Annotated in this window: 13 protein-coding genes and 1 pseudogene; 7 read left to right on the plus strand and 7 right to left on the minus strand. The window is 45.8% G+C overall.

Annotated features, from left to right (window positions below):
- Nucleotides 1-44: 44 nt before the first annotated feature.
- The gene (locus tag IE070_RS13740) at nt 45-542 is read right to left on the minus strand and encodes a PaaI family thioesterase (RefSeq protein ID WP_189483774.1); all 498 of its coding nucleotides are present in this window, start codon (nt 540-542) and stop codon (nt 45-47) included.
- 255 nt (nt 543-797) lie between these two features.
- Here IE070_RS13740 and IE070_RS13745 point away from each other — a divergent pair, with 255 nt between their 5' ends.
- Complete coding sequence (locus IE070_RS13745) at nt 798-3,767, plus strand: ligand-binding sensor domain-containing diguanylate cyclase (RefSeq protein ID WP_189483775.1); 2,970 nt, start codon at nt 798-800, stop codon at nt 3,765-3,767.
- A gap of 189 nt (nt 3,768-3,956) precedes the next feature.
- Here IE070_RS13745 and IE070_RS13750 read toward each other — a convergent pair whose 3' ends face one another.
- Nucleotides 3,957-4,139, minus strand: a complete 183-nt coding sequence (locus IE070_RS13750; RefSeq protein ID WP_229797072.1) for a BrxR family transcriptional regulator — start codon at nt 4,137-4,139, stop codon at nt 3,957-3,959.
- The gene (locus IE070_RS13755) at nt 4,117-4,278 is read right to left on the minus strand and encodes a hypothetical protein (protein WP_189483899.1); all 162 of its coding nucleotides are present in this window, start codon (nt 4,276-4,278) and stop codon (nt 4,117-4,119) included. Before IE070_RS13755 ends, IE070_RS13750 begins: the two co-directional genes overlap by 23 nt.
- 310 nt (nt 4,279-4,588) lie before the next feature.
- Between IE070_RS13755 and IE070_RS13760 the strand changes: the two genes are divergently transcribed.
- From IE070_RS13760 to IE070_RS13770, 3 genes are all read left to right on the plus strand, one after another.
- Nucleotides 4,589-4,840, plus strand: coding sequence for a hypothetical protein (locus tag IE070_RS13760; protein WP_189483776.1), 252 nt, complete (start codon nt 4,589-4,591; stop codon nt 4,838-4,840).
- 88 nt (nt 4,841-4,928) lie between these two features.
- A complete protein-coding gene (locus tag IE070_RS13765) occupies nt 4,929-5,975 on the plus strand; it encodes a hypothetical protein (protein ID WP_189483777.1) in 1,047 nt (348 codons plus the stop codon).
- A gap of 12 nt (nt 5,976-5,987) precedes the next feature.
- Nucleotides 5,988-6,419 carry a hypothetical protein gene (locus tag IE070_RS13770; RefSeq protein WP_189483778.1) on the plus strand — a complete coding sequence of 144 codons (432 nt, stop codon included), beginning with the start codon at nt 5,988-5,990 and terminating at the stop codon, nt 6,417-6,419.
- Nucleotides 6,420-6,467: 48 nt separating this feature from the next.
- Here the strand turns inward: IE070_RS13770 and IE070_RS13775 are convergent, their stop codons facing one another.
- Both IE070_RS13775 and IE070_RS13780 read right to left on the minus strand, forming a co-directional pair.
- On the minus strand, nt 6,468-7,553 hold the full coding sequence (locus IE070_RS13775; protein ID WP_189483779.1) for a fatty acid desaturase family protein: 1,086 nt from the start codon (nt 7,551-7,553) through the stop codon (nt 6,468-6,470).
- Between the two features lie 11 nt (nt 7,554-7,564).
- A complete protein-coding gene (locus IE070_RS13780; RefSeq protein WP_189483780.1) occupies nt 7,565-8,653 on the minus strand; it encodes a flavin reductase family protein in 1,089 nt (362 codons plus the stop codon).
- A 393-nt stretch (nt 8,654-9,046) separates the two neighbouring features.
- Between IE070_RS13780 and IE070_RS13785 the strand changes: the two genes are divergently transcribed.
- The 3 genes and pseudogenes from IE070_RS13785 to IE070_RS13795 form a co-directional block, all read left to right on the plus strand.
- Nucleotides 9,047-9,367, plus strand: coding sequence for a helix-turn-helix domain-containing protein (locus IE070_RS13785; RefSeq protein WP_189483781.1), 321 nt, complete (start codon nt 9,047-9,049; stop codon nt 9,365-9,367).
- Nucleotides 9,357-10,589: a type II toxin-antitoxin system HipA family toxin gene (locus tag IE070_RS13790; RefSeq protein WP_444541864.1), complete on the plus strand. Its 1,233-nt coding sequence runs from the start codon at nt 9,357-9,359 to the stop codon at nt 10,587-10,589. The genes IE070_RS13785 and IE070_RS13790 overlap by 11 nt, the downstream gene beginning before the upstream one ends.
- Nucleotides 10,590-10,668: 79 nt before the next feature.
- A pseudogene (locus IE070_RS13795) lies at nt 10,669-10,793 on the plus strand (transcriptional regulator); the annotation flags it as partial.
- A gap of 4 nt (nt 10,794-10,797) precedes the next feature.
- Here the strand turns inward: IE070_RS13795 and IE070_RS13800 are convergent.
- Nucleotides 10,798-12,111 (minus strand): ATP-binding protein, encoded by a 1,314-nt coding sequence (locus IE070_RS13800; RefSeq protein WP_189483782.1) that lies wholly within the window; start codon nt 12,109-12,111, stop codon nt 10,798-10,800.
- A 155-nt stretch (nt 12,112-12,266) separates the two neighbouring features.
- Nucleotides 12,267-13,181, minus strand: coding sequence for a BrxR family helix-turn-helix transcriptional regulator (locus tag IE070_RS13805; protein ID WP_189483783.1), 915 nt, complete (start codon nt 13,179-13,181; stop codon nt 12,267-12,269).
- Between the last annotated feature and the right edge of the window lie 30 nt (nt 13,182-13,211).

The raw sequence follows: 13,211 nt of genomic DNA on the forward strand, positions 1-13,211 counted from the left end.
AGAGACTGGCAGCAAGTTTACTGCCAGATCTGCTGAGGTGCAAATTAAGGCGCAGTTTTTTTGCCTTTTGCTTTAGCCTTTATGGATAAGGTTAAGGTGAAGGTCGCCATCGGTTCATCGCCATGTTTACTGGGGCAGGTAACGACTACGGATACCGGTTTATTGATACGCTCGCCGGTTGCCAGAGATTCGTCAATCATCTGATCAATGATATCGCCATCATGACTGGTAAAATGCACTGTACCTTCAGGGCGTTTTAGAAATTGGCCGTTAACGTCTTTAAAGGCAAAATTGGCGTTAACGCCACGATCTTTGGCTTTGCTAAATACTGAAAAAGCGCCAGCTAAATCAGCGCCTATGGCCAGTGCTCCAAAATAAATACTGCCCAAATGGTTTTTAGTTCGCCACGTATGTGGCATGGTAATTTCAACGGTTTTCTCGTTCATTTGAATTATTTTGGGTGAACAGAAACCAATGAGGGGAATGTAACGCCAGGCAAACAGCTTTAAAAACCAGTTTGCTTTACACAGTGAAGTTGCCATGTCATATCCTAAAAGAGTTATGTTGGTGTTAGCTTATCACTGGTCAGACCAAAAGCAAATTACTCTGTACTGATGCCGTATTGATTCTGTTTCTTGTCGATTTTGGCGGTTTATCTCGACTGTTTGCATGAATTAACCATTTACGATGCTGAAAACTAGATTTATTGCGCCTTTGCTTTTTCGCAGTATTTATTAACCCTACTTATTTTCTGGTTTTATAGTATATAATTTAAGCCGAGCAGAATAAGGAGTTTTATGCGTCAGCTGGTATGGGTGTTGCTGTTACTTAGCCTGAGTACGTTAGCAGACACCCGTTTTACCCCCTATGCCGATTATTTATACCGAATTTGGTCGGTAGAGGCTGGCTTACCACAAATTTCTGTGCAAACCATGGTGCAAGATGCCGATGGCTTTATTTGGTTGGGCACGCAAAATGGTTTAGCGCGTTTTGATGGTGTGCAATTTGATGTGTTTAACACCGCTAACTCACCGAATTTACCTTCTAACCTAATTACGTCATTATTAATTGATGCCAAGCAACAGCTGTGGGTAGGCACGGCGAATGGCTTGGTTAAACGCGTTGCGCAACAGTTTGAAACGGTAAGCGGCGGGCGTATTGGTAATGTAAATACCCTACTGGAAACGGTAGAGGGGCAAGTATGGGTGGGGGCTGATCAACTCTATCAAGTCGTTAATAATGAATTACTTCCTATATCAGAGCATCAAGGCGAGGTATTTAGTTTATTACAATCGCCAAAAGGCCTGTGGGTAGGGGGAAATAATGGGGTAGGATTATTTACCTCTGCTAGCCAATATCAATGGTTTTCTGCTGCTGAGACCGCCACCGCGATACAATTCCATGAACTTGGTTTTTATAATGACACCTTGTGGCTGGGTAGTCAGTTGGGCTTGTTTCAACTAACGCCAGATGCTAGCTGGTTACCCGTACATCTACCCGATGTTGCTTCACTTCGTATTGAGCTTATTTTTACTGATCAGCAAGATGGGCTGTGGATCAGCACGCTGAATAAACTGTTTCGTTGGCACAATGGACAACTGGTTGAGCAAATTGACCTGCCAGAGCAGCAAGATTTCAGTTGGGTTGAAAGTATGATGCAAGATGCCCACGGCAATTTATGGTTGGGGAGCCGCTCGCATGGTGTTAAACGTTTACGTACAGCTGTCACTGAACGCTATGGCAGAGAAGCAGGCATTACTGATTTATACACCTGGGGCGTGCACCCTTGGCAAGACAACTTATTGGTAGGATCGCGGCAGGGAGTGGAGCTGTTTGATCCGAGCACGCAACGCTATCAATTAAAAATTACTGGCGAGCAATTAGCTAACCCTTTTGTTTACAGTTTTTTTGCTGACAACGCCAAGCGACTGTGGGTGGGTACGCGCAGTGGTGTGTCAGTATTTGACGAAGCGTCCTTATCGCCTTTATTTCAAGTCCCTGAATTAGCGCATTTGTTGGTAACCAGTTTTGCTGAACAAGATGACCGCTTATGGCTGGGTACCAATGGTGGACTTTATTATATCGATCAAATACCTGACGGTGAGCCTGCGCAACTGAGTAAATCGGTTGATGTAAAAGTGTATGAGCATCCTGCACTGCCGTCGGATGTTAGAGTGCGTTCTATCTATCCCGATAAAGAGGGACAGCTTTGGATTGGTACTGAAGTAGGGCTATTTGTCCTTGATCAGCAGCAGCAACTGCAAGCGGTTAAAGACGCTATTCTTAGCAAAAGTTTTATTACCAAGGTATTTGCTTTGCCCGATAATCAGTTGTTTATTGGGACTTTTGATCAAGGCTTTAGTATTGGCCAGCAAGGTAATTGGCAGCATTTTAATCAACAATCGGGCTTGCCAGGTAATGGCGTTATTCATGCAGAGTTGTATGAAGATTTATTGTTAATTAGTAATTTTGAGGGCGTTTACCGATTAAATTATACCGCATTACGCACTGGGCAAATTAGTGAGCTGTATTTACTAATAGATGATAGACGTCCCGATGGCGCTTCAGATTCCCATCGGTGTTGTAATGGGGCCGGAGACAGCAAAGGGGCTTTATTGGCTGGTCGCTTATGGTTTCCTACGTTAAATGGCATAGTTGGTGTAAATTTACAAAAGGTGCGAGAAACCGCGGCGTTACCGCAACCCGTTATTACGGGACTAACGATTAATAATACCCTTTATTATGGCGAAAAGCTGACGTTAGCTACCGAGCAGCGCGATTGGCAATTGAGTTTTAGTGCGCCTTATTTTGTTCAGGCGCCGTCGTTGCAATTTCGCTATCAATTACGTGGTTATGATGATGCATGGATTTATGCAGGAAATCGTCGTGACGCGTTTTATACCAATTTAGCACCTGGGCACTACCAGTTTTCTGTGCAGGTAAAAGCTGCGGCAGATTATCGCTGGAGCGATTCTACGTTCATTAGTATTGATTTACCCGCTCGCTGGTATGAAACCAAATGGTTTATCTTTTTTGTATTTAATGCCGTGTTGTTGTTGTTGTGGGCCATTTATCAGTTACGGGTTTCGGCGTTAGATAAATCGCAGCGCCGTTTGCAGCAATTGGTTGATGAGCGCACAGCCGCTTTGCATCAGGCGAATCAACGCTTACAACAAATGAGCATGGAAGATGCGCTAACCGGTTTGTATAACCGTCATTATTTAAGCCAACATATCGAGCCTATGCTGGCACGCAGCAAGCGCAAGCAACAGCCATTGGTATGGGTATTAATTGATATTGATCATTTTAAACAGATCAATGATGTCTATGGTCATCAGGTGGGAGACGCGGCCCTAAAACAGGTTGCGCTCATATTAACCGAAAATAGCCGCAGTTCTGATCATATACTGCGTTGGGGCGGCGAAGAGTTTTTGTTAGTGCTTGAAGAAAGCGTGAATACCCAACTGTATTTGGAACGTTTACAACAAGCGTTCGCAACACAAAATTGGCAGCAGCTCGGTTTGGCGCATCCACTAACCTGCTCGGTGGGGGCGATACATCAGCCAGCCCAACTGAACTGGGAGACCTGTTTACAGTTGGCCGATTTAGCGCTTTACCAAGTAAAACAGCAAGGCCGCAATGGGTATTTGTTGTTGTACCCCACCGCCGATTACCCTACTGTACAGCAGCCGGAGATCACCAGCTTAGCTCAATTAATTAAACAGGGTTGGCTTACGTGGCAGAGTAATACTGTGCAATTTGAGTAATCAGAGCATCCGGCGCAGCGATTTTAGTTTTGGCTACGATAGGCATTTCGCACTTAAAGGTATTGCTGCAAATTGCTCCCGTGTTAACACTCTACTTCGGTAAATATTTAGGGACGTAGCTAATGCGTGTGCCTGTATTTTTATAAAACGCCGGCCATTAAGGTGATGCGTTATCTAGCGTTTATCTTGTTAAAATGCATGCCGTTTCACTTCCTCTAAATTCGCCAGCATAATTTGCTGCGCCTCTGGGCGCGCTTCAATTTTGGCTAGGTCCAAGTTTAGTGCCTGCACGGCATAAGGCAGCAGCGACGAGCGCACGGCGAACACCCGCTTGCCGTGTTGCATATTGTCATCTTCGGTAATAATCGGCATCGCGCCAAATACGCCCAGCATATACCACTTTATCTTGCTTAGCGTTGGCTAAGTGCTCAATAGCAGTCATGGTTTTACAGAGCGCTTGTAAGCGGGTTAGCCGGGGTAAATCTTCAGCGCGAATAGGTTGGTTGTGCATGATTAGCTCGCATTATGTTAGGTGTTCCGTCAACGCTAAGCCAGTGCGCGAACGTCTAAAAGGGCTTGGCGCAAAGGCTTAAAAACATCTGCCTGAAAAACATACACTGAGTACTTGCACAGTATGGCGTGAAATATGAAACAGCCTAAGATAGTGACACACGGATGACATGTCATTAACCATGACAGGGTATGGACAAAGTAGCAGGATGCTATTTTCTAGGATGGATAAGGACAACAATCAATCGGCAAGGATGCCAAATAGCCTAATAAGTTTTTTAATGAACCGTTTGCGCGGCTAAGGAATAGTAATGTCAGCTCAAAATGCTTATCGCTCAATGACTGAATTGCCCGATTTAACATTGTTTAAGCGCTTTGAAGGCGGAGCGGTTTACACTCAAGACCATAAGGGTAAATACAACGTGGTGATTGATGAGAGTAGTATTGCCGATTTGCTTTCACCAGAAGATCTGGATGACGTGGAACTTATCAAGGTGCTAGCGTTTGATACTGAACAGGCACGCTTGGCGTATTTGGCAAAGCGATTCGACAATAACGTATAGCATTACGTTTTAATCTGGTTCTAAAATAAAGACAAGCGCTTAAGGGTGATAATGAATAACAAGGTAGGATGCCTGTTAGGGAGAGTGTATGTGGTTTGAGCAACTCACGGGGTTTACCGAGCAGGGCGCAGCACAAGTAAGGCAAATGTTGACGCTTGAAAATGGCGTGTTGACCAGCCGTGCCAATGGTAAAGCATTTCAGATAGGGCATTTAGTCTCGCCCACTTTAGCGGTTTTGAAAGCAGAAGCAGCGGCTATTATGCAAAGCGCAACGTTCATTGCTAAGCCAATTAGTGTGCAAGAAGTGATTGCCGATGTGCAAAGCTTGCATATGGCGCCACAAAACGCTGGCGCGTTCTTTCAGGTAGCTTCGCAGTTTAATTTATTAGAAATGGTTAGCCCTACGGTCACGCCTGACTCGGGCATTACCGGTTATCAGTTCGACCGTACCCAAGGCCCTGCCTGCGCCATGGCATGTGGTGCTGGGCTTATCTACCGAAATTACTTTGTGCCCGTTGATGGCGAGCTAGGGCAAACTGCCGAGCGGCAACTAAATATGTTGGATCAATTTGAGCAGCAGCTATTAACGCAGGTAAACCAGCACGTAACAGAGCAGTTTGACAGCTTATGGCAAATGAAAAACGGCTACGCGCTACCCAGTAGCAAACAGCTAAACGCTATAAATCAAACGCTGGCGCAATTAAATGAAACTGAAATCACCGAGCTGATTAACGTAGTAAAAATTGGTGTGCAATACGATACTGAAGTCACACTCAACAACATTGGTCACGCTGTTACTCAGGCATACTGCTCAGCTATGCCAGTTGCCTACACTGAACATCAGGCCGCACTTTGGCAGCCCCTAGCCAGTTTAATTTTGCAGGCGGCTTACGACGCTACGCTGGCCGCTGCCGTCATTAATACCACTAAAACCGGCAACAAAAAGGTTTACTTAACATTGTTGGGCGGAGGGGCTTTTGGAAACAGTATTGAATGGATAGTGAAAGCCCTAGAAAACGCACTGTCTTTTTATAAACTCGCAGGCCTTGAGGTGCAGATCGTCAGTTATGGTCGCAGTAATAATAGAGTCAAAATGCTGGTAAATCAGATAAATAAGGCACTGACGGCAGTATAGGTTTTATTGATAATGATAAAGAATGCAAATTATCTGACACTGGAAAAAGGTTACTGGTATGGATGGCAAATGTTGCCGGGTTATGTTGCTGATTATAGCCCCTATTTTTCGCCAATTTTCGTTACCGATGTTAAGCCACTTAAGTCCGGAAAAAATGTTCTAAAACTGCAGTTTTTAAATGCGCATTATGCTCAGGGGGTAGCTGATTTTGATCTTAACCTGAAGGTGCTCAAAAAAGAAACCTCTTACATAGTATCTGAAATTTTACATGGGTATGAGCATAGCAACCGGTCTGGAATTATTTCTACTATTGATGAAGCGTGGATGGAGTTATTTGCGCCTTACATGTGGAAAACTCATCGAAACCATAAAACGTGTACCCCTAAAGACAATATTCAGCGTTTTTTGGATGAATGTTATTTACCACGCGCTATGTGGCGTTAGCACAAAAGACAGAGCAATTTTTTACATCGTACAGAAAAACGCGCTACTTTATAATCCTTTTACGGCCTTGGCGCCGCCCGGCAGTGAATAACGCATAATGCGGCCGAATACCGTGCTGTATTGGCGCACAAAACTGCCGGTATTGTAAGGTATGCCGTATTTGGCCGCGATGGCTTGCACTTGTTTGGCCATAGCAGGGTAGTGCCGTGCCGGGATATCCGGAAACAGGTGGTGCTCTATCTGGCAACTTAAATGGCCAGTTAAAATATGCAGCCAGGTTGGGCCGGTAAAATTAGACGAGCCCAGCATTTGGCGGTAATACCACTGACCACGGCTTTCGCCCTCGCACTCGGCGGCGGTAAACACATGCACTTCTTTGGTGAAGTGGCCACAAAATATCACGGTTGAGGTCCATAAATTACGCAGCAAATTCGCCAGCAAGTTACCGCACAGTACCCATAACCACATCGGCCCAGCAATCAGCGGAAAAAACACATAGTCTTTAATTAACTGGCGGGCACCTTTACCAAAAAAAGCTTTTTTCAGTTCGCTGTCGCTCACCTGGGTGTGGCGATCGGCCTTCTTTTTGCCAAAAAATACCCGCTGTGCGGCCAGTTCGTGATACGACACGCCCCACTGAAATAACATACTTAGCAGCAGGTAAGTGCCGCCTTGCCATAAATTACGTAATCGCCAACGGAAGTCGTTACTTAAACGCAGCAGGCCATAACCAAAATCGCGGTCTTTGCCAATAATATTGGTGTAAGTGTGGTGCTCAAAGTTATGGGTGCGCTGCCAGGAGCCGGCATCGCAAGCGATATCCCATTCGTAGCGTTTGGAGTGCAGCACCGGGTCATTCATCCAGTCGTACTGGCCGTGCAGCACATTGTGGCCGATTTCCATATTGTCGAGAATTTTTGCCAGTGCCAGTAGTAATACGCCAACCAGCCAAAGCCAGGGTGTAATAAAACCCAGTACCATTAATACGCGGCCGCTAAGGGCGCTTAAGCGCTGCACCAGCAATACACGGCGGATATAACGCGCATCGGCGTCGCCCAGTTGTTGTTGCACCTGCTGTTTTACGCTGTCTAGCTCGTGCTCAAGCGCGTTAAATTGTTCTGTTGAAAGTTTCATCAATAGTCCTGTTACAGCTTAATCACTAATTCGGTTACCGGTTGGCTGACACACAGCTGAATTTGTTCGGCGCCGTGGCCGCTTAATGCACCGTTACGCATATCACGCACCTGGCCGGACACTTTGTCGCATACACATTGAAAACACACGCCCATACGACAGCCAAAGCGCGGTGCCAGATTATGTTGTTCAGCACTTTGTAGCAGGCTGTGTTGGCTGTTCAGCGTTACGGTGGTGCTGAAACCAGCACGGATAAAATGAGCGCTTAGCAGAGTATCTGTTGTGCTACCGGAGGCCGAGGGCAGGGCTAAACCAAATTGCTCTTGCTTAATACGCTCTGCCGTTACGCCATGCTGGCTTAGCGTATTGTGTAGCTGCTGCATAAATCTCTGCGGGCCACACAGGTAAAACTGCTGATTGCTGAGATCGGCACCAAGTTGCTGTTGCAGTGTCTCTGCAGGCGCAGTAAGGCTATCCGACAACTGCAGGGTAAACAGTGGTTGCCGAGTGGCCAGTTGCTGCAGATCTTTAAGTAAGGCCGCATTTTCTATGCCGCGCATGCGGTAATACAGGGTTACCGGCGCTAACCAGTGGCGCTGGCTTAACAGCATAGCGGCAATGGGCGTAATGCCAGAGCCGGCGGCAACAAATACCGCAGGTATTGCCGGTTGTTGCCAGTGAAAATTACCCTGTGCCTGGCTGATAGTAACCACTGCGCCTTCGTCTAAAAGGTGTAACAAGGGGGTAAATTCGCCGGTGCGGTTAATTTTGCAGCACAATTGAATAAGCTGCCGACTTTGCCACAGGCTCAGTGGCGAGCAAATACTGAACGGCCGGCTGATATAGCGCCCATTATGCTGAAGGGTTAGCAGCACATGCTGGCCTGGTACAAAACCCGGCCAGCGCGTTGAGACCTTAAGGCTTAACTGCAGCATATCGGCCGTTTGCCATTGCTTAGTGACTAACTGCGCACGGTACTGGCCTGGCAGAAAACCTGGCCAGAAACGTTGCAATAATGGCAGAAAATACAGCGTTAACGAGGGCTGGTTAGCCAGCATTAAACAAAAACTACGCCAAAGGCGGGTAAAAAATGACTTCACTACAGCTTCACACAATCAGTTAATTTCAGCGTACAGTTGTACACTAAAATATCTGGTTTGGCCAGTTCGTTTGTTTTTAAAATAAATGAAATTTTCTTATCTTGTTGAATTTAAAATATTTAAATATTCCAAACTTTTGAGCTGTGCTGGCACTTTCAGTGAACAAGTGTACTCTTTTTCCTAGATTTTTATTCTGTCTACCCGCCAAACTGCCCACCACTGTTGGGCAAGAAGTACTCGGTATGTTATTTGGTTGCTGAAATGGCTAAGCGTGATTTACATATCGCAACCGATTTTTGATATGTAATAACTAATCGTTCTTGTATTTTTGTGGTATGACTGATATGTTTTTGTGTATATTTTTCATTATATGAAGCATTAAGGTATATCGAAATGAGCTATGTAACAGAGCAGATACTACAAAGCCTTCGAGAAGCTCGGGTACGTAAGGGGTTTAGCCAAAGAGAGCTAAGCGCACGGTCGGGTGTACCGCAAAGCCATATTTCGAAGATCGAGTCTGGTGGTGTTGATTTAAGAATATCCAGTTTGATAGCGCTTGCCCGCGTACTCGATCTAGAGTTATTTGTTGCACCTAAAAAGTCCGTGCTTGCCATTAAGTCAATCATTCGAAGTGGCCAAGGTATTAACGGCATCAACAATGAAGCTGAGCCAATACCGCCTGCATATCAGTTAGAGGAAGACGATGATGACTAACAATGTCTCTACGCTCAACGTGTTGCTCTACGGTGAACCCATTGCAACGATTACCAACGTGGGCAATGACAGAACGCTTTTTGCCTTTACGGATTCGTACATTGATGACGAAGCGCGGCCTGTGTTAGGGCTGGGTTTTAAAGATTCGCTGGGTGGCTTGCTGACTAACTTCAAACCGACGCAAACTAAGTTAACACCGTTTTTCTCCAACCTTTTGCCAGAAGAAACCATGCGTCATTACCTAGCCGAGCGTGCCGGTGTGAACCCCGCACGTGAGTTTTTTTTGTTGTGGGTATTAGGGCAGGATTTAGCTGGCGCGATCACGGTTGAACCCGCCGATGGCGAAGCGCTGCCGCCTAATGTGCAGCAAGGCGCTGAAGGTAAAATGAAAACTGAAGCGCCAATGCGTTTTTCATTAGCGGGTGTACAGTTGAAGTTTTCAGCCGTACAACAGGCAAGCGGTGGTTTGACTATTCCAGCAACCGGTCAGGGTGGTTCTTGGATTGTGAAATTGCCGTCGTCTCGCTTTGACGCTGTGCCAGAAAATGAATATTCGATGATGGAGCTGGCTCGAATGTTGGGAATGGATGTGCCAGAAACACAGCTACTCCCCATTAACCAGATTGCTAATATCCCAGATGGCATTGGCAAATATGGTGACTCTTTTAAAAATGCTCAGGCGTTTGTGATCAAGCGCTTTGATCGTGCAGGTGAGCAAGCCGTACACATTGAAGATTTTGCGCAAGTGTTTGGCGTTTATCCGCAAGATAAATACAAAAAAGCCAGTATGCGCAATATTGCTCAGGTTATCGGCATCGAAGGTCAAGACAAGGACATTGCCGAATTTACCCGCAGATTGGTATTTAATACGTTAATTGGCAATGCCGATATGCATTTGAAAAATTGGTCTGTGATCTACAAAGACAAGCGCACAGCATCGATTGCACCTGCTTACGACTTTGTCTCAACCATTCCTTATATCCCCGATGATAGTGCGTCGCTGAAGGTTAGCCGAAGCAAAAAATTCAGTGATTTCACGCTGGATGAATTATCACACCTAGCGGCTAAAGCTATGCTGCCAGAGAAATTAGTGTTGGATACGGCTAAGCAAACCGTAGCAGGCTTCCACGAGGTATGGGCAAAAGAAAAAACGCATTTAGCGCTTACCAAGTCGATGATTGAGGTGATAGATACACACTTACGCAGCATACCACTGCGCTAGAATAAAAACCGACAGGTACGGAAAGGCAGAGGCATTGCACAATACTGGTTTATTACCATCCATCCGTTAGAGTCGTGTACTGTTTCCAAAGCAACGCAAAATCCTGACACATTTTGGTAAGGACTTGTTGTTGGCTATGAAACGACGTGGTTTTACAAAAAAAAGCTGCTGTGTGAGCGCACTGGCTTTGATAATAAAACCGTGACATTTACCATCTCTGTGGTAAATATTGTGTGAAGTACAAAGGCATCACGATATTGGTTTGTTCTATCGCTGATGAGCCTTGTGTGCCCGTTAACTTAAAGGTTTTACTGGGTGCACACTTTTCGACGTAGGATGCCAAGGATTTTGCTTTTGTGCGTTTACCACTTTTGACTTCGACAGGGACTATATCGCCTTCATTTGTTGCCAAAATAAATTCGATTTCAGCGCGGGCGTCATGCCATGAATAGCTTGGGTCAACACCAATAGCAGTGAGCTCTTGTTGTGCAAAGTTTTCAGCCACGTAACCTTTGTATTCATAGTTTTGCTGCTTAATCTCTTTATAACTGCTGCCTAGCATATGATTGAGCAGGCCCACATCAAACAGAAACAGTTTAACCATATTGTCTTTTTTATAGGCCGCCAACGGAGATTTCGGTAATCCTTCAATAGGGTAGTTTGGCAAAGCTAAGCGGCAGCAGTTAAGCCAATGGATCGCGGTTTCAAAATCGCTATAACGAGATTTACGCTCATGCACATGCTTAAATTTAAAGCGTTTAACCGACTCATCGCTGACAAGTGATAGCTGGGCTGGAATGCTATTAAACACCGATTCAATCAGTGTGGCATCGACCTTGCCCGCGTACTTACCAAAATCGCGGCGATAACCTGCAACTAAATCGGCATGAATTTTTGTGACTTTTTCAACCCGCTCTAAAATGCTTGAATCCTTAAACTGATACCAAGCAGAAACGGCTTCCGGCATACCACCGGTAAAAAAGTAGTCTGTTAGTTTATCCATCAATTTAGTGTGCACTGCCGGTGTGCTGGCTTGACTATCAAATGCTTTGATCAGTGCTTGCTCGTTGGATGCATAAATAAATTCTTGGAAGGTCAGTGGTCGTAAATTGTATTGTTCTACCTTGCCCACAGGGAAGGTGTTAAGCAAACCAATGTTCGAACCGCTGGCTGCGACAAAATAGGACGGCGCTTTTTCGGCAAAATATTTAAGCGAAGTTACGGCACGTTCACACTCGCCAATTTCATCTAATATCAGCAGGTCGGTTGCTGGGTTGAACGCTTGGTTGGTTAACAACTCAATGTTCATTAATAGCTCGTCGGGTGACAGTGAGCCAGCGAACGCTTCTTTGTAAGCGGGATTTTCAAGAAAGTCGATACGCAGGATGTTGGCAAAGGTGTTACCAAACAACTCTTGCAGCAGATAGGTTTTACCTGTTTGCCTTGCGCCGTCAATCAATAATGGCTTGCGCACAGGTTGATTTTTCCATGCTATTAGGGCGTTAAGTAAGTTGCGCTGCATTGTCATTTCCCGCCAATTAAGATTGCTTACGGCCTATACTATAACTCAAATTACACTTTTACGCGCATAAAAATGCGGAATTTTACATTTTTACGCGCATAAAAGTGTAGAATAGTGGCCGTTTGCATTCAGGAATTGACATTGTCGCCTTAGTTTCAAAACGCATGCCGCTTAACCTCATCCAAATTCGCTACCATAATCTGCTGCGCCTCTGGGCGCGCTTCTATTTTGGCTAAATCTAGGTTTAGCGCCTGCACGGCATAAGGCACCAATGCAGAGCGCACGGAGAACACCCGTTTGCCGTGTTGCATATTGTAATCTTCGGCGATAATGGCTTTTTGATAGTCGGTTAAGCGGGAATCGGGTACCAGCACGATATCAATAGTGCTATTCCAGCGATCATCGTGTTCTTTTGTCATCTCGGCATCACCTTCAATGCCATTGATGCCGCGAAAGCGGCTTAATACAAAATCGCGAAAATCGCGGTTCTTCTCACAGTAAGCGCGCACATGCCAGCGAAGTGGCGTGCAAACCAGCGTATGCGGGGCAATAATACGGCTTTCTTCATCTGGGCTGGTAAGCGACACATAACCCATATCAATCTTTTTACCGTCGCGCGCGGCCTGCACCAGTGCCCGCAGAATATCCGGGTTTACCTGACGCAGTGGGGGCGTGAGCATTTCGGTATGGGCAAAGCCTAAATCGAGCTGGCTAAAGGTGTGGGCAAAATCTTTGGTGCTGGCCAGCGCATGCAGGTATTCATCCGCCAGGCCGCTGGTGACTTTGGGGGTAAAATTGGCAGCCGGTTTATAACCTTTTAGCTTGCGGTCGTACACCAGATTATCGGGCGCAATATCGCGCATATAAGCATTTAAATCTTTGGAAGCCTGCTGGCGCGCAATACCAAAGCTATTGCATAAATGCTTGGTGGTTAACCGGCCTTCCCATAGCGCGACAATTTCAATCAGCCGGTAACGCATTAACAGCTCCCAGCGCAGCGGCCAGCCACTGGCGTCTAGGCTACTACGGCTATCTGTTGAAAGTGCGGGCTGTGGTTGATGGTTTTGCATATAAACTCCTGTAAGATATGTCTGATTAGC

This window comes from Alishewanella tabrizica, from assembly GCF_014652375.1.
In the GTDB taxonomy this organism is placed as follows: Bacteria; Pseudomonadota; Gammaproteobacteria; order Enterobacterales; family Alteromonadaceae; genus Alishewanella; species Alishewanella tabrizica.